This window comes from Candidatus Binatia bacterium (genome assembly GCA_029243485.1).
Taxonomy (GTDB): Bacteria; Desulfobacterota; Binatia; order UBA12015; family UBA12015; genus VGTG01.
Map to the genome: position 1 here is coordinate 1 of JAQWRY010000059.1, position 17747 is coordinate 17747.

Annotated in this window: 11 protein-coding genes, 1 pseudogene and 1 other annotated feature; of the genes and pseudogenes, 5 read left to right on the top strand and 7 right to left on the bottom strand. The window is 62.9% G+C overall.

What is annotated here, in order from left to right:
- Positions 1-469: 469 nt before the first annotated feature.
- The 4 genes and pseudogenes from P8R42_16700 to P8R42_16715 all read left to right on the top strand — a co-directional run bounded on the left by P8R42_16700 (position 470) and on the right by P8R42_16715 (position 6827).
- Positions 470-1365 (top strand): annotated as a pseudogene (locus tag P8R42_16700) (integrase core domain-containing protein).
- Positions 748-864, top strand: a sequence feature (AL1L pseudoknot). It overlaps the preceding pseudogene by 117 nt.
- A gap of 368 nt (positions 1366-1733) precedes the next feature.
- Positions 1734-2306: a heme NO-binding domain-containing protein gene (locus P8R42_16705; GenBank protein ID MDG2306254.1), complete on the top strand. Its 573-nt coding sequence runs from the start codon at positions 1734-1736 to the stop codon at positions 2304-2306.
- Between the two features lie 85 nt (positions 2307-2391).
- The gene (locus P8R42_16710) at positions 2392-4062 is read left to right on the top strand and encodes an ATP-binding protein (protein ID MDG2306255.1); all 1671 of its coding nucleotides are present in this window, start codon (positions 2392-2394) and stop codon (positions 4060-4062) included.
- A gap of 578 nt (positions 4063-4640) precedes the next feature.
- Positions 4641-6827 carry an ATP-binding protein gene (locus P8R42_16715; protein ID MDG2306256.1) on the top strand — a complete coding sequence of 729 codons (2187 nt, stop codon included), beginning with the start codon at positions 4641-4643 and terminating at the stop codon, positions 6825-6827.
- 1410 nt (positions 6828-8237) lie between these two features.
- Here P8R42_16715 and P8R42_16720 read toward each other — a convergent pair.
- The 7 genes from P8R42_16720 to P8R42_16750 all read right to left on the bottom strand — a co-directional run bounded on the left by P8R42_16720 (position 8238) and on the right by P8R42_16750 (position 16138).
- Complete coding sequence (locus tag P8R42_16720) at positions 8238-8936, bottom strand: Bax inhibitor-1/YccA family protein (protein ID MDG2306257.1); 699 nt, start codon at positions 8934-8936, stop codon at positions 8238-8240.
- Between the two features lie 734 nt (positions 8937-9670).
- On the bottom strand, positions 9671-10462 hold the full coding sequence (locus tag P8R42_16725) for a glycosyltransferase family 2 protein (protein MDG2306258.1): 792 nt from the start codon (positions 10460-10462) through the stop codon (positions 9671-9673).
- The gene (locus P8R42_16730; GenBank protein MDG2306259.1) at positions 10437-11408 is read right to left on the bottom strand and encodes an NAD-dependent epimerase/dehydratase family protein; all 972 of its coding nucleotides are present in this window, start codon (positions 11406-11408) and stop codon (positions 10437-10439) included. Before P8R42_16730 ends, P8R42_16725 begins: the two co-directional genes overlap by 26 nt.
- Positions 11409-11423: 15 nt before the next feature.
- The gene (locus tag P8R42_16735) at positions 11424-13739 is read right to left on the bottom strand and encodes a YfhO family protein (GenBank protein ID MDG2306260.1); all 2316 of its coding nucleotides are present in this window, start codon (positions 13737-13739) and stop codon (positions 11424-11426) included.
- A gap of 10 nt (positions 13740-13749) precedes the next feature.
- Positions 13750-14556, bottom strand: a complete 807-nt coding sequence (locus P8R42_16740) for a hypothetical protein (GenBank protein ID MDG2306261.1) — start codon at positions 14554-14556, stop codon at positions 13750-13752.
- Positions 14553-15416 (bottom strand): class I SAM-dependent methyltransferase, encoded by an 864-nt coding sequence (locus P8R42_16745; GenBank protein ID MDG2306262.1) that lies wholly within the window; start codon positions 15414-15416, stop codon positions 14553-14555. The genes P8R42_16740 and P8R42_16745 overlap by 4 nt, the downstream gene beginning before the upstream one ends.
- Before the next feature lie 2 nt (positions 15417-15418).
- Complete coding sequence (locus P8R42_16750) at positions 15419-16138, bottom strand: methyltransferase domain-containing protein (GenBank protein ID MDG2306263.1); 720 nt, start codon at positions 16136-16138, stop codon at positions 15419-15421.
- A gap of 773 nt (positions 16139-16911) precedes the next feature.
- Here P8R42_16750 and P8R42_16755 point away from each other — a divergent pair.
- Complete coding sequence (locus tag P8R42_16755) at positions 16912-17133, top strand: hypothetical protein (protein ID MDG2306264.1); 222 nt, start codon at positions 16912-16914, stop codon at positions 17131-17133.
- The last annotated feature ends 614 nt before the right edge of the window (positions 17134-17747 follow it).

The window sequence follows — 17747 nt, forward strand, 5'->3', positions numbered from 1 at the left end:
CTACATTCTCGGCACGCAGCAGGTGAAGCTCTCGAGCGACCTCACCCGAGTCTTCGGCAGCCCGACCAGCAACTCTGGTCCCGGGTACCGCCCGGGCGACGACGGTTGGATGTGGCGCGTGCAGATGCAGGTCGCGTTCTAAGTGAGGGAAGCCGGGTCGACGAGGGGATCACGGCCCCAGAGCGTGTAACGGTCGGTGGAGGAAGATCCGGCACCCTCTCGTCGGCCCGGCAAGATGACTATCGACGCGACGTCGCTCGAGAAAGCGCCACTGCTAAGCGTTGAAACCTTCCGCAGGTTCCTGAATTGACAACTCGAGAACGTTCGACCCCTTCGTGGTCCAACTTCAGCTGAACCCGAACAGGTATCGGCTTCAGCGGCGCCGTCGAACACTCCATCGGGAACCAACTTATGGAAGTGAATCGCCCCGGCTTTCCCGGAGCCCAAATTTCTTGGAAAGAAAAGGGCTATGGGAAGACCAAGCAAGTACGGACCGGAGGTGCGGGAGCCAGCGGTTCGGATGGTGCTGGACGGTCAGTCGCGCCACGAGTCGCGGTGGGCAGCGATCGGCTCGATCGCAGAGAAGTTCGGTTGCTCGCCTGAAACGCTGCGCGGTTGGGTCCGTCGATCCGAGCGCGATAGCGGTGTTCGGCCTGGGCTGACGACCGAAGAGCGTGAGCGCCTGAAGGATCTCGAGCGCGAAAATCGCGAGCGGCGGCGAGCGAATGAGATCCTCCGCAAGGCATCGGCGTATTTCGCACAGGCGGAGCTCGACCGCCGACCGAAGTGATCGTCACCTTCATCGATGATCACCGCGCCGAGTATGGGGTCGAGTCAATCTGCGCCACGTTGCCGATCGCCCCACCGACGTACTTCAAGGCGAAAGCTCGCGAAGCGGATCCGAGTCGCTTGCCTGCCCGCTCCAAGCGCGACACTGAGCTGCGTGAGCACATCCGGCGCGTGTCGACCTCGCTGCGCACGGACTTGGCGCTCGACGCGCTGGAGCAAGCTCTACATTCGCGGCCGAAGAGCGACACGCTTATCCATCACAGCGACAGGAGATCGCAATATTTGTCGATTCGATACACGGAGCGATTGGCCGAGGCCGGGATCGAGGGGTCGGTCGGCAGCGTGGGGGATTCGTATGACAATGCTTTCGCTGAGACGGTGAATGGACTGTACAAGACCGAGGTGATCCACCCGCAGTCTCCGTGGCGTACCGTCGATCAGGTTGAGTTCGCGACCCTGGAATGGGTGGATTGGTCCAACAACCGACGGCTACTCCAGCCGATCGGCGACATTCCACCGGCCGAGTTCGAGGCCAAGTACTACGAGGAACAAAACGCTCAGGCCGATGCGGCCTGACTCAGAGAAAAACGGCTCCGGAGAAGCCGGGGTGATTCACTGGTCCAAAATCCGGGGTCCACTTCACTTCGTGGTGATCCCCAGGGCCTGGATCCTGTCCGGCCGGTCATCGAGCAGGCTCCTCGCTGGCTTGCCCCCGGAAGGCATGCTTCTAGTTGAAATCGTCGACTCGAGCCGTGAACCGGTTATTGAGATCGCCCAGGGTGTGGTGGGCCTGCAGGATTCACGTCTTTTTAGACGACCATGAGGGGTTTTCACGCGTTCTCATGGCATACTCGACTGCGTGAAGAATTGCCGGTGGAGTTTTCGTGCTTCAAGGTCAATGTAGTCCCTCGTCGCGTGTTCGGGTCTAGTGGAGATTTCTTTTTATGTATGGGTTGATCAATCGTGCAGTACGAGAACTTGTCCTGGGCAACTACGGAGCGGATGCATGGAACGCAATACGCACCAAGGCCAGCGTGGAGGAAGACGACTTCGTCTCCATGCAGTCGTACGATGACGATGTCACGTACGCACTCGTGTCGGCGGCCTCCGAACATCTCGGTGTCCCCGCGGAGCAGATTCTCGAGACCTTCGGGGAGTACTGGGTGAAGTATGTCGGTGACGACAGTTACGGGGAGCTGATGAATGCAGCGGGCATGAACCTACCTGACTTCCTTCTCAACTTGGACCAGATGCATGCTCGTGTCATGCTTACGTTCCCCGACCTGAAGCCGCCTTCATTCAAGGTGACCGACCAGACGGAAGATAGCCTCCGTCTTCATTATTTCTCGAAGCGAGTCGGACTCGCCCCACTCGTGGTCGGCCTGCTCAACGGCCTTGCACTCCGATTCGAGACTACCATCGAGGTCACGCATGGTCGGGATGGAGCCGACGGCGCGGAGCATGATGTCTTCGACATCCTCATGGAAACTCGGCCTATCGCCAGTGTTGACGATTGAGCACCCACTGTGTCAGACGCATGACAGGTGATCACTTTCACCCGGAGTGCATCGTGGCCACGATCCTCGGGAGTTGATTGGGCCCATGATCGATGTGTCCGAAATCATCGGCTCGGCTTTTCCGTTCTACCTCGTCGTGGGCCAGGAGTTGGAGGTCGTCGCGTCGGGTCCTCGCCTGGCAGAAGTGGCGCCCGACCTGGTTTTGGGCAGGAACTTTCTTGACTGCCTCATGATCGAACGGCCCGAAGGCATCGCCTGCGCGGCAGACATCTTCGAGCGGGAGGGTGATCTCTTCATCCTCTCGATTCCCGATTCGAGACTCCGGCTGCGTGGCCAGTTCTATCCCTTCGCCACGCGGGGGGCGGGGCGAAGACTGCTGTTCCTGGGGCATCCCTGGATCAGCGAGCTCGCCCAACTCGCGGGCCTGGGACTCACACTCGGTGATTTTCCTCCTCATGCTTGCATCGCGGACATGCTCGTCCTTCTCCAGACGAAGAACTCCATGCTCGAGGAGTCCAGGAGGCTGGCGGCAAGCCTGAAACATGCGAGCAAGGAGTTGAGTGAGCGCAACAGCCAGCTCGAGGATGAGCTCGCCAGGAGGGCACGCCTGGAGGAGACTGTCGTCCAGGCTCAGAAGATGGAAGCGATCGGCCAGCTCGCGGGTGGTGTGGCACATGACTTCAACAACATCCTGCTCGCGATCAACGGGCATGCTTCGCTCGCCCTTCGAGGCGCTGGCGGCGACAGCCCCCTCAAGCGTCACCTCGAGAACGTGCTCGAAGCTTCAAACCGCGCGGCAGAACTCACGTCCCGGCTCCTCGCATTCGGTCGACGACAGGTGATGGACCCGATTGCGGTGAGCGTCGACGAAGCCCTCGAAGAGGCCGAGCACGTCCTGACACCGCTGCTTGGGGAACGAGTCAAGCTCGAGATCAACCTTCCGGGTAGCCTGGGGACGGTCTTGATCGATCCCACTGCGTTCCAGCAGGTGCTCCTGAACCTTGCAATCAATGCACGAGATGCCTTCGGTGCCACGGGGGGGGTGATCCGGGTCGTAGGAAGCTCGCTGTCGATCCGGGAAGCGAAACCGTGCCGTCTCGGTGAACTGACACCTGGTGAGTGGGTCATGATCACCATCCAGGATGATGGCAGCGGCATCAATCCGGCGATCCTTGATCGCATCTTCGATCCCTTCTTCACGACCAAGCAGCAAGGACAGGGAACGGGCCTCGGTTTGTCGACCGTGTGGTGGATCCTCGAGCGGATCAATGGGGCACTGGATGTCTCATCCGAGCCCGGTAACACGGTTTTTTCCGTTTACATGCGCATGGACGATGGGCTGGGGGAGGATGGAAGCGATTCACAGGCAAGCATGGGCGAGGGACAACTTCGGCCCGGTCGTATTTTGCTGGTCGAGGATGAGGAGATGGTGCGCCGACCGGTGAGGGACATGCTCAAGCTGCTCGGGTGGGAGGTCACCGAAGCTTGCTGTGCCGAAGAGGCAATCAGCTTCGCGGACAACGCTGAGGTTCCCTTCGATCTGGTACTCACGGACATGGTCATGCCCGGACTCGGGGGCAGGGAACTGGCCATATTGCTTCGCGACCGTTGGCCGGAACTCGACCTGATCTTCATGACCGGGTACGACCCCAAGGCCGCCAAATCGGAACTCCAAACCAGTGAGGTGACGCTCTCCAAGCCGTTCGACATAGATGAGCTCGAGGTCATCCTGAAGAGTTTCGGAAAACGTCAATGACCCGGGTTCATGATTCGTTGCGTTCGATGATCAAGGCCTTGTAGACCTCTTCGAGCGGCTGCTCGACCTGAAACGGCTTGAACAGGAAGCCGTGAAGCCCCTCCTGGCTGGAGCGGAGGGCGAATCGTGGGGATCGTAGCCGAAGCCTGTCATGAGGACCACCGGCGTGTCCGGATTGACGTCCTTCGCGGCGCGGAAGACCTCGTATCCGTTTCGATCCGGCATCCTGACATGCGTCGTGCCGACGGCCCCACCCGGACTCGTGCCCATGCGGTCGAATCAGAAAACGATTCGGTGGTGCTTCGGCAGGTCGACGAGGGCCTAGATGGCGGCAGCACGGATGAGCAACCATTTCGCGGTTCCTTAGTTTTACATAACCCAGGGCCATGGCGACGGGTGGGCGAAAAGGCGCTTGATGTCGCCTACACGCCAGCTAAACCCCAGAGCAGAAAAAAGCTCGGAGATTGCTTTCGGTGGCCTGTGGCGAATCGCTGGACTGGCCAGTAGAATGTTTAAGGACTCGCAGAATTGAGGAGGTCTGTCCTCAAGGGACTGCGATCCCGGGGGTATCAAACAGGATGACGACCCAGGACCCCGAGTCGCGGAAGCCTCAGGGCGAGGATTCTTTTCGCCATGACGGATACCGCGAGTTCGTCGAAGCGATGGAGGATGTTCTCATCGTCCTCTCAAGGGATGGCTTTATCGTTTCGCTTGGGCCTTCCTTTGAGCGCTGGCTCGGCTTGACGGAGGCGCAGTGGGTCGGGAGGCACTTCACGGCGGTCCTCCATCGGGAAGACCAGGGCGCGGCGCTCGATCTGCACAAGCGAGTGCTTGGCGGGGAATCATCAGTCACTAGCGAGTTGCGGTTTCGTTCTCGGTCCGGCGATTGGAAGCTCGGCGAATTACGCGCCAGTCCCTTGCGTGTTGGTCGTGAGATCCAAGGCGTTGTGGGGATTAGTCGCGACCTCGGCGACCGCAAAGGGCCGGAGGCGCACAACCGTGCTCTCTTGCTCATTGCTGCGAACGTCGCCGGCCATCTCGAACTCGAGACTCTCTTCGAAGAAGCTCTGCCGCCGATTGTCCAGGCGCTCGGGGCCGACGGTGCCATTATCTTTCGCGAAGACACCCAGACGCTCGAGAGTCAGGCCATTGCCGATCTCGGCTTCAGTGAGCAGCAGTCTCGTTTCTTGCGAGCTAAGACCTTTCCTCGCGACTTGTCGTTTCAGGGGCGCCCTGTCCAAGGAGAGACCGCGTCTTGGCGATCCAGGTCAGAGGCGGGTTCGGCCATTGCCGAAGGCTTGATGGAGCCGCTGGGCGTTGAGTCTGTCATCATTGCCCCGTTAGATGCTCAAGGCCGCAATTTCGGTTCACTGGCTGCGTGGAGTCGCCGCAAGCAAGCCTTTGATTCCCGAGACGTTTCTCTTTGCGAGGCGATCGCGTTCATGCTTGCGAGTGCCGTAGGAGCGCGCGAACTTTATCGTGCCCGCATCGAGGAAGCCCGGATCGATGCGGCGCAGGCACTGGTGGCGGGTGAAATGATCTCGTCTCTCGACGCCCCGGCCCTTCTTGAACGACTCTGCCGAATGACGAGGAAGGTGCTGGGCTGTGATCTCGCTCATACTTTCTTGTACGACGCGGAGAGCGAAGTTTTTGTGCCCATGGTCGGAGACGGCGCGACGGCAACTCCGTGGGACATCCTTCGTACATTACGCATCGATCGCTCGCTGGTGTCCGAGATCATCGATTCTGTGCAGACCACGGGTTTTGCACGACTTGAAACCAGTGACCGGCAGGCCCGGGCTATGATGAGGGTCTACGGTGCGAGCACCGCGATGATGGTCCCACTGGCAAGAGGTTCTGATCTAAAGGGAGTCCTGATCGTCGGCCGCCGCGCCGAGGGGGCGGACTTTGATTCGACCGAGGAAGAGATCTTGCGCCGTATCGGTCGTCTGGCTTCGCCGAGCCTCGCCAACGCCCAGCTAGTCGAAGAGTTGGAGACGGCGAACAATCTCAAATCGGAATTCGTTGCCACGATGTCGCATGAATTGAGAACCCCGCTCAACGTGATCCTGGGGTACTCGGATCTACTTCTCGATGAAGCGTATGGGCCGTTGACCCGAGACCAGGTGGACACGCTTACTCGGCTGGCCCGTAGCGCTACGAATCTCTGCGAGCTTGTGAATGCCACCTTGGACCTGAGTAGCCTCGAAGCCGGCAGAATGGAACTGCATCTCGAGGAGATCGATGCTTTGAGGCTAATGGCAGAAATCATCGAAGTGCAGGAGGGCCGAACGCAGGGTGTAGAGTTTCGCTGGCAAGAAGCCTTGGACCTTCCTTCACTCTGGACCGATGCGGGCAAGCTCAAAGTGGTGTTGGGAAACCTCTTGTCCAATGCGTTCAAATTTACCGAGAGAGGGTACGTCGAGCTCTCGGCCGCCGTGCTGCGCGATGGAGTCGAGTTTACCGTTCGCGATAGCGGTCCGGGGATCCCGGGCCCGATGCAAGAGACCCTCTTTGAAGCATTCCGCCAGGGTGACGGTTCTGCGTCTCGGGCGTATGGAGGAGCGGGGCTAGGTCTCTACATCGTCCGCCAGTTCGTGCAGATGCTTGACGGCGAAGTCTCGTTGCAGAGTGAGGTCGGTGAGGGGGCTACGTTTCGCGTTTGGGTCCCTCTTCGAGGCCCGTCGGCTCACCCGGCTCCACGCCCGCCCACGAACGTCTTCAAACCGTTGCCTCCCGCGGTTTTGGTGCAGCGAGAGAAATAGGGGAGGCGCGGCTGTGCACGCGGCGTTCTCCCACGTCCCGCCCGCAGCTTCGCAGATCACCTGGCTGCTGGCATTGAAGTCGTATTTGCATATGTGCCGGGTGGAATTGATGACGCCTCCGCCCTGCTCACATAAGGCCGCGTTGTCCGAGGTGATATCCAGCCCCGCGACCGCTTCGTCGATCAGCGCCGGAATACCACTTTCGCTCGCGAGGTCTGCCTCACCCAAGCCAAATGCCGCAAGGTCAAACCGGTTAAGCGCGAGGAGTGACGCCGCCATTACAGAATGCAGTATCGCGTCGCTCATCCCACCGTCGCAATCTGCTCCAAGGCGCCCGTCTTCCCGCCCCGCTCTCGTGCGCTCCTTGTCCCAGCCCTAAGGAAACTTTGCGCCGCGTATCAAGTCGGCCGCTCTCGTAGTATCGGCCCGCGCTCTAGAAACGTTGGCTTCTGCCTTGTTCGAGGACAGGGTGAAAATGCCAGTGAGCAGGTTCGCCTTCGGGGCGCATTTCCGACCCTGGGTCAGCGCTGCCTCGGCGGGCGCGGCGGTGATAAACGAGAATGCTAGCGCGATTGCCAGCGTGGATATCAATGTCTTCATTGGGTTGCTCCGACGTGATGGTCGGTGATGCTCGAAGTCGAGCCGAGGTGCTCAGGGGATCCCTCGCCGTTCTCACTACGGACCCGACGGCAGGAAACATGCACGCCTGATTTGCGCTTCTGGGGTTGTATCGTTGGGCCAATGGGTCGCGGAAGAGGATGAATTTTGCCGCCCAGCGGCTTCGTCCCCGTGCGGCGAGCAAGCCGCTGGGCGGCCGCGTCGAAGCCACCGGGCGGCACCTCGAGGGTGGGGGGGGGGGGCCATGCGAACCGAGCGGCTCGCTATGGGCCGGACAGCCGTGCAGCTACAGGAAAGCACCCGATGAACGTCGGACTCGTGCTCCATGACGTCGCTCTGGCCAGAGAGGGCGAGCGCGATTCGGTCGGTCGCGTTCTGGCGGTTCCCTTCCCCGAAGCCGTGGCGCGGATGCAGGGCCGAGGCGCGCTACGGCTTCTTTCGTGCACTGCCGGAGGCGCTGCGGGACAGCGTGGCCGACCTCTGTCCGAAAAGTCCCTGAAGCCGGCCGCGTCGTTCTGGAATGCCGGCAGATCGAACGCCGCCGACCAGCACCCGTCGTCGCTGTTCACGACCTGCACGGTGACCCGCGCGTCTTGCGCGCGCGGGGGCGGCTACCCGTCGACCTGGGCGAATAGGCCGTTCATGTCGGCTACCGGCTGCCAGATTTCGCCTATCGAACCTGGTGTCCAGAGTTTACATCCGAAGAAAAGGCCCTATACCCAGAGGGTTTGATTCGCGCGGGGAAGACGTAATCCTGTGCGTGGAGCGTGGTATGCACCGCCTTGAACCTCTTCAGCGCCGCTGCCCCATTACCCGCAGCAACATCAGGAAGAGGTTGATGAAGTCGAGGTACAGAGAGAGAGCACCGCGCACCGCTTCCTTGGTATCCTCTTCGGTTCCCTCGTTGCCGAGGATATTCATCTCTTTGATCTTCTGCGTGTCGTACGCTGTCAGGCCCACAAAGATCAGCACTCCAGCGTAGGTGACGAGCCAGTAGACCATCGAGCTCTGCAGGAAGATGTTGACGATGGAGGCGATGATGATGCCCATCAAGCCCATGAAGAGAAAACTTCCCCACGAGGTCAGATCACGCTTCGTCGTGTAACCGTAGAAGCTCATCGCTCCGAAAGTGCCGGCGGTGACGAAGAAGGTCGAGGTCAGCGAGGCCGTCGTGTAGGCGAGAAACACAAAAGAGAGCGTTACCCCGGTCAACGCGGAATAGAGCAGGAAAACGCCGGTCGCTTGTGCAGCGCTCATCTGCATGACCCGAGTGGCCAGCCACATGACGAGACCCAACTGGAGGAGGATCAACGGGAAAATGACCCACGGGCTGGCAACTACCTGCAGCAGCGCCGGTGTGGTCGCGACCAGGAAGGCAACACCGCCTGTGACGACAAGGCCCATAGTCATCCAGCTGTAGACCCGAACCATAAAGCGTTGCTGCTCCGCCGCGATGGTGCTCTCGCTGTAGTGGACTGTCGTGGGTTCCATCTTCCTCCTCATTCCTGCCGGGAATTACCCGAGCCCGGCACGGCAACTCCCGAGGAGTATAGCTGAACGAGGCCCGGATTCCGCTTGCCCCGAGAAGCGTGATCTCCTTTCCAAACGATCACGCTTCTCACGACCTACGTCGCGACCACAGGCAGGCTACGGCGGACAGTTACACTCCATCCCACAGTTGCCGGTAGCCAACATGAACGGCCTATTTGCCCAGGTCGACGGGTAGCCGCCAACGCGAAGCCCGGAGCGAAGCCCAGTTCGGGATCTAAGCGGCCGCTGCGAAGCCCGTCAGGCGCAGAAGGCGACTGGGTGCGGGCTCGAGTGGCTCAGACCCGTGGGCTGACGCGACAGCACAACGGAATCGAGTGTCGTGGGCGCCCGCATTGTCAGGCAAGATGGGTAACATGGAAGTGCCAGAGCACTCGATCGAGGATCGTACCTAAACAACGGCCCCAGGGCTTTGTTCTGATCGACGTCTCGCTCGCGACCGCGGTTCTGGTCGACGAGATGCGCGCCGACGACAGCGCCGACCTGCACGATCGCTTCGACGCGATGGAGAAGCGGATGGAAATCCTGCAGGGAGATCTGGACGCGCTTCGCCGGCACGTGGGCGCCGTGCGACCCCGAGCCCGTGGTCGTCGACGCCGTGCTGGTCGGGCCGTGCCACGGCTGGTCGCCCGTGGACCGACGCGATCACTTCCCGCGGGACTTCCGGCCGCCGCCGCTCAGCCTCGCGACGCTCGCGTCCCCCCTCGCGCTCGGCGCGCCGTCACCCGCCAGTAGAGCGTCCACGCGAGCGCCGAGAGCGCGATGCGCAGGCGAAGGGCGCCCGTGTACGCCGACTCCCCGTGGCTTCGGACTTCGCGCTCCACCGGGATCGTCTCGACCGGCAGACCCGAGCAGCCGATCATGGCAACGAGGAACGGGGATGGCGCGTGCAGCGACAACACTCGCTCGACCATGCGACGATGCATGAGGACGAACGCGCCCGCGTCCGCGGAGACGCCGCAAAGCAGGTGCAGGAGAGATTTGAAGATCTTCGAGGTCGCGAGACGGGTCGCCGACTCGTAGCGCCCGCGTCGTCCGGCGAAGACCGCGGCCACGCCGCCGCTCATCGCAGCGAGAAGGGACGGGATCGCCTCGGGCGGATCCTGGAGATCCGCGTCCATGACGACGACTGCATCTCCACGGCTTTCCTTCAATCCCGCGACGATGGCGCGCTGCTGACCGCCATTCGCCTCCCGCGTGACGACCCGGACGAAGGGATCGGCCGCTTCGAGTTCTGCGAGGACCGAACCGGATCCGTCGGGGCAGGCGTCGTCGACGAAGACGAACTCGAGCCCGTCCACGCGGCGGGCGCAGGCGATCTTTACCCGCTGATGCAGCTCCCGCAGCGTCGCGGCGTTGCGATAGACGGGCACCACGACGCTGAGCTGGATCGGCCCCGGCCGTGGGGCGCAGGCCGGCGATTGGCGAGCTCCGCGCGAGGCTTCAGGAACCACCGTCTCCGCGCACATCGCCCGTCCTCCCTGCCGGTTCGCCCCTGCGGCGAAACCACTCCACCGAGAGGCGCAGTCCTTCTTCGAGAGAATTCTGCGGTCGCCAGGCCAGCAGCCGCCCCGCCTTCTCGATATCGGCACACCAATGTCCCGTATCGGAAGGACTCGAAGGATACGTTCCGGGCTGGACCCGAATGGTGGCCCCGGTTACCGATTCGACGGCGTGGACCAGATCTTCGTTGGAGGTTTGGATCCCTGTGCCGATGTTGATGATCTCTCCCACGACGCCTTCGGCCCGAGCCGCGAGGAGGCTGGCACGCACGACATCGTCGATGTGCACGAAATCCCGACGAAAGCCGGACTTCGTGAGCCGCATCTCTCCTCCGCCGAGCGCGGCCCGGATCGTCGTCGCAACGAATCTGTGCGCACCTTCCCAGGCTCCGTACACGGAGAATGAGCGCAAGATGACCGTCGGCACGCTGCCTTCCCGAGCGGCCTGCAGGCAGGCCAGGGTCGCGGCGGCCTTCGTCGCGCCTCGAAAGGTCGTGGGTTGGTCCCGAAGGGACTCCTCCAGAGGGTACGCGTGGGGCCCGTATTCCGTTGAACTCCCCACCTGGACGAAACGAAGGCAATCCACCTGCCGTGCCGCCTCCAGGAGATTCCAGGTGCCGAGAACGTTGCAAGCGACGGCGCGGAGCCGATCGTCGCGAGTCGTCTGGTGGCCACCCTTCGCCGCGAGATTGAAGATCCGCTGCGGCCGGAGCCGCGTCACGAGATCGATCACCGGCTCGACATCCGCCAGATCGACCGCGTGGATCCCGATGGACTCGCGAATCTCCTCCAGACGCCAGAGATCGCCGTCGGGACGAACGAGGGCGTGTACCTCTTCTCCCCGGTGCAACAACGCGCGGACGAAGTTCGCGCCGAGGAAGCCAGCCGCGCCCGTGACTAGGATACGTTCCATGGGGAATACCGACCGCTAGTGTGCCCGTGGCGTGTCGGGCGGCGCAAGTCCCGGTTTTGGAGATCGCCCGTCCCTTCGGTGACGCAAACCCTCCTGCGGCTGCACCCCCGTTCGGCGACGAGAGAGCCGGCGGCGCTCGCAGGTCACGAGGACCGGGAGCAGAAGGAGCGTGAATGCGGTCAGGGACGCGCCGAAGAGAAGAGAGCGGGGACGGTAGCGGAACGCCACGCGGTGCGTTCCCCGATCGATCACTACACCCCGAAAGAGGACGTTCGTGCGATGGATGGGTCGCGCTTCGCCGTCGACCGTCGCTTCCCAACCAGGGTAATCGAGGTCGGAGAGGACGAGCAGGCAGCGCGGCTGGTCGCAACGACCTTCGACCACCACCCGTTCGGGCGCGTACTCGAGGAATCGAGCGCTACGAGCAGACCGCGCGTCGGATCCGGAGTCGATGGCGTGCGCGCCCGTCGAGCGCGAACCGGACAGCGTCAAGGGTTCGTGGACGATCGCCGTCTCACGTGGATCGAATGCGCCCGAGCGAAGCAGCGACTGCGCGGCGATCGGATCGGGCTCTTCCCGGACGCGCGGCACTACCCAGACGCGCGGCAGGGCGGATGGGCGCTCAATCCGCCGGATTCCGCCGAGGTCGAGTGCCTCGCCGCCGGCGAGCTGCTCCAGACGTTGGACCTCCCTTCGGTATCGCCAGCGTCTCCCGTTGCCGAAATGGTTCGGCGGGGGCTCGATCGGCACCAGCCAGACCCCGACACCCATCAGGTCGAGGAGGCGCGCGAGCCCGGGAGACGGGCGGCGGCGGGTCCCGCGAAACAGGGAGACGCCCCCGTGCCAGAGGGGCCGGGGCCGCCCGCCAAAGAAGTAGTCCCGATAGACGCTCGGGAGCTGCGGATCGTAATCCGGCACGACGGGAACGCCGTGCAGGGTTCCGAACTTGTAGGGCAGCCCAACGAGGCCGCGCCTGGAATCGACGAAGGGCCGGAGGCCCAATCTCTCGACGAAAACGCGACGCTGCCCGGGCGCGCGGGCCAGGTCCTCGAGCAGCGCCGGCGGTGCGTAGGGTCTTTCCGGTGCCAGGACCGGGTGGGTCCAGGGTTGTCCCGTGCGGGCGTAGGCGGCGAGTCCCACGGCGGTGGCGACGAGGACTGGGAGGACGCGGGATGCGGAGCGGAGGATCGGACGGTGCCTTCCCCGCGCGCTTCTCGACTTCGTCGCGAGACGGCTCAGCAATCCCATCACGGCCTGCACGCCGATGCCCTCCAGCATCGCGATGGCGAACACCGTGAGAAAGAGCGCCCGGCCGGGTCCCCGAAAGAGGTTGCCGAGCGGCAAAGCGTGATAGATCGCGAAGACCGGCGTCGCCTCCCCGAGGGAGAACAAAGCCGAGACGAGGGCTGCGACGAGGAAGAAGAACCAGTATTTTCTCCGAGGGCGGTCTGCAAGCCCCAGGGGCACGAGCGCGAGGGGCAGCACCGGCGCGACCGTCCATAGAAAGCTCTGCGGGCTGGCCGCGTACATTCCCGCCTGACGGAGGCCCAGGCCGGCCAGGCTCCGCGATCCCTGCAGCGCAAGTTCGACGGCAGGCACCAGCTGGACCGCAACGAGGCCTAGCGCCAACAGACCGGCCAGAGCGGCGAAGCCGATGGCCCGCACCCGGCTCCCCGGTTCGGAGAAGACGGCGAGCCCGAAGACCCCCCATGCCAGCGCAAACTGCACCGTGAGAAGGAAGCCCTGCGCCCAGCCGCCGAGAAAGGAGAGGCCGAGCGCAAGGGCGAGGACGATGGCGCGTGAGGTGCACGGCCTCGACAGGAGGCCCTGTGTGGCCCACAAAACGGCGGGCAGCCAAACCATCGTCGACAGGAAGACGGGCATGTAGAAGCCGTTGAAGATTCGCCACGACAGCATGAAGGCGAGGGCGGCGGTCGCGCGCGCCGGGTTCGACAGCCCAAGACGCCCGCCCAGCATCCAGGTGAAGAACCCCCCGACGGCGAGATGGAAGATCGCGCCTGCGGCGAGCACCATCGTGGGGGACGGCGACACCAGCATCAGCAGAAGGTTCGGGGGATGGAACAGGCCACGCGACTGGAGAGAACTGAACGGGATGCCCGCCATCTGCCAGGGGTTCCAGAGCGGAAACTCCCCTGCCTGAAGCCTTTCCCAGGCGTACATCACCTCGGGCCAGGTGAAGAAGAAGGAGTCGTGTGCCGTAAGGTGCCAGTCGTTCGGAGCGTCCACTTGAAGCCGGTGGAACCAAAGAATCGCAGCAAGCAGGCCGAAGGCGGCGAACGCAACGAGATCGACTCGACGTGAGGTCTTCACCACCGGCCACTCACGAACAGAGCCGTCGACTCTCCCGTTCGATGCTCGCAAGCAGATCGGCGTGATCGCGCGCGCACTTTTCGGCGCTGCGGCGGCCGAGGGCGCGGAAGAAGGTCTCGATCTCCGCGACCACGACGGCCATGTCGCGCCCGCGCGTGTCGCGCCGGAAGGACCTGCGACAGAAGCTGAAGCTGCAATCCAATCGATGGATTTCTCTCGTCAGGAGGTGGGCGGGAATCGGGTCGCCACGGCGGGTGTCGGTGAGCACGGCGAAGCCGAAGGCCGCCCTAGGAAAGTGTCGCCGCACCCGCTCCACCGTTCCATCCCCGACGGCGTCGAAGATGCTGCCGGCGCCCCGGTCGATGGCGAGGTCGTTTAGGCCGAGGTAGACGCGATCGAGGGGCAGACGGCCAAGTTCGGGAGAGAGTCGCACGGCCGCGCACGTCTCGACGAGAATCGCGGCCTCGCAGCGTCCTCCGAGGAGCGCCAGGAAGCGCTCGGTGTCGGCGACGCTTGTCACCATCGGAAGGAAGATACAGACGGCGCCGGCGTCGATCGCGCTTTCGATTTCGCGCTCGGTCTCGTCGCCGAACGAATTGATCCGGCACCAGGCACGGGCCCCCGGGATGCCGGCAACGGTACGCAACTCGTCGAGGCTGGCGGGCGCGATCTCGGTATCCCGCCCCGACTGTCGGCGCTCCTTTCCCCGGCATTCGCGGTCCACGAGGAAGGTGCAGATTCCGGATTCAATCGCGCGGCGAACTTCTGCAGGCTCGTGCTCGACGTAGACGAGCTCGATGCCCCCCTTGGACCTCATGGCATATCCTTCCAGGCCCAGGCGACCAGGCTGCTTCCGAAGGGAAGTGAGAAACGCGAGAGAGCGGCGACTTCGAAGGAGTTGCACGCGCCCAGGAAACGGTTCAGCCAGACCGGTGGCCGGCGCTCGACGCCGATGGCCCGATCACTGCGAACCCTGCGCGTCGCGAGGACGAGCGGAAGCAGGAGAGCCTGGTAGTGCGTCGAGCCCCCGGGACTCCAGCCGGTCTTCTCGAGTTCGGCGCGCAGCATCGCGCGGTCGTAGCGACAACGGTGGCCGGCCGCCTCGTCGGTCGAGCTCCAGAGCCAGTCGTGTGCCGGCACGGAAATGAGCAGGTGCGCGCCCGGCGCGGCGAGCCGGCGCGCTTCCTTCAGCAGCGAAAGTGGATCGACGTGCTCGAGGACGTCGAGAAGCGTGATCAGATCGAATTGCTCCGAGGCGAGCGGAACGTTCTCCACGTCGGCAGCCACGACGGTCGCGCTGGTCGCGCGCTCCGCGGCGACGCAGGCAAGGCCGTCGTGCCCGTCCACGCCCACCACGAGTTCGCCACCGAACTTCTCCAGCGTGGCGAGAAAGCGCCCCGTGCCACAGCCGAGATCGAGAGCGCGCGGAAAAGTCGTGCGACATTCCCGAAGGAAAATGCGAGTGAGGAGCTTCTCTCTCGCATCGAACCAGAAGTGCCGCTCATCGAGGTCGCGCAGGTGGTCGCGCCGCTCCTCGGAGAAGCCGTCCGGAACGAACGCGCTCGACGTCGAGGCGAAGTAGTCCTTTCGCTTCTGCAGCGACCAGCCGCACGCGCATCCACTGTCGCCCGGCGGCAAATCCTTCGCGCAGCGGATGCAACGCCACCGCGGCTGCATGGTCACGCAGGCTTCTCCGCACGAAAGAGGGAAAACGCGTGTAGCGGATGTAGCAAGCGCGCGCGCTCTACGGCTCGCTCGACGCGATCGCCCACGGTCGTGTTCGTGAGGAAGGGCGGGAAGAGACCGCAGGAAAGACTGTGGGCCGATACGAGGCCGTTGCGGCGCATCGCCGCTTCCACGAGCCGCGGGCGCATGTTGCGAATGCCGCGCTCGGCCTTCCAGGTCATTCCGGGCGTCAGCGCGATCTGGACGTGGTAGAGGGGGTTCACGGCGCGTGGTTCGCAAAAAGCGACGACGCCGCCTGGCTCGAGCACCTTCGCGATCGCCGCAAACGCAGCGTCGAGATCGGGGACGTGGTGGAGCACGAAGAAGCCTATCACGCGATCGAATCGCTGATCGGTATGCTCCGGGAGGTCTCCGACGTCGCAGAGGAGCGTTTCGAAGGAGAGATCCGCCAGCTCCCGCTTCATGTCGGCCAACATGTCCTCTGATATGTCGAGACAGGTCAGTCGATGGCCAGAACGAAGCAAGGGCTCGCTGAACTTGCCCAGGCCCGAACCGATCTCGAGGATGTGGTGCCCCGGTTCGAGTCCGGCGTATTCCGTCATCCAGTCGATCTTGTGCCGGACGTACGCGGAGTCCGTCCGTTGCATCGTCCGCTTGTCGAGTGACCGGTAGTAGTGACGCTGGTAGGCGTTGTGATCGCTTGTGAGAGGCATGGTACCAAGCCGAGAGCTGCGTCCGTCGAGCTTTATACGCGCTGGCGCTCAGCGCAGGCAAGGACAATTCGGGCCAGCGGGCTGGGTGGCGGCAGCCGACATGCACACGCCAACGTCCGATAAGGCGCCGTCAGGTCGGTTTGAGTCCAAAAAGGGGCTTCATGTCGGCTATCCGCATTGTGATGCCAAGGATGAGTTTCCGCCTGGACGATAGCATAATCTATCGGCAACTCTCCCGTCGACACGAGCAGCGTAGTTTCGATGTTTGTCGCGACAAGCGTAGCTTCGATGATTGTCGCGACATTCGCGACAATAATTGAGCCCCTCATATCTCCGCTTAGGTGTGGTTTTGATACTCCATGACCCGTGCCCTTTTGACCACGCTCTTCTCGCTGTTTCTTTTGTCTCAGCCCACGGCAACTGGTGCGCTCGAACTCTGCGTCAAGGCAGACTTTCGAGGCCCTGACCCAACGGCACCGACGAACAACTCCCCGATCAAGCTGAGAAAGGAGTGCCGTCTCGGGAAAGAAGTGTCGCTGGGCACCACCGAGGATCTGGCAAAGATACAGGCAAACGAGGCAGCGATTGCGACGAACGCCGGGGACATCGCCACGGAGTCGGCACGGCGGCCACGGTCTTCCTCGCGCAGTTGAATACGCCAACGGGTTTCGCCGGATACACGGACTGGCGGTTGCCGACCATCGAGGAACTGTCGGGGCGTTCGGACGAAGGTTTGGCCACAGGGAGAATCGGGAACCCGAGCGCGGGGTCATGTGGCGGTGGGAGCGGCCTGTTCGACGATTCCCGGTGAGACCTTCTCGTCGTTCTACTGGTCGTCCTCTACCGTCGCGGGCGATCCGAGCAGCGCGTGGGGCGTGACCTTCGACTTTCGCTACGTCTTCGACGACGGCAAGGACGACGACTGGTTCGTTCGTGCCGCGCACCCCTGCTTGGAATGGGATCCTGACAGTCATCCGGCTCGGTCACTCTGCTGAGAGACTTGCTGACAAGTAAGTAGACTTGTCAGCAGACTTACTTGCTTACTCCTCTCGGCTCGATAACTTTCATTATCAAGTGTCAGGATAAAACTACGACGAGTGACCAAGAATCGGGACTGAGCGATTCGTTTCAGTCGGGCTGAAGCATCACGTCAAGGCAAGGTTGCTGGTCATTGGATTCTCCCCCGACCTCCACCGCCCGCCCTGACGCACAAACGCCGCGCTTGGCCCTCTTCATGAGCAGGTTAGACGCGGCGTTTGGAGAATTAAGTTGTGTGCGTCGTTTTTTCAAACGACCCGCGGTGCGGGACGGGCGCGCTGCGCCTAGTCAGTCACACATGTAGGGCGCAAACGATCCGGGCATGTCATAGACGGGCGAAATTGCATCCAACAGACCATCACTCCACACAGCAACTCCGTCGTTGTACATAGCCGCAGCCGCGGGGGATACGTCACACCCGGACGACGCTGGCGGTAGCCAACATGAACGGCCTATTTGCCCAGGTCGCCGGGTAGCGGCAACCCCGAAGCCTGGAGCGAGGTCCAGTTTTCGGGTCTAGCCCGCTGGGCGGCGCCGCCAAAATGATATGCCAGAGCGGCCACAGCCCAGC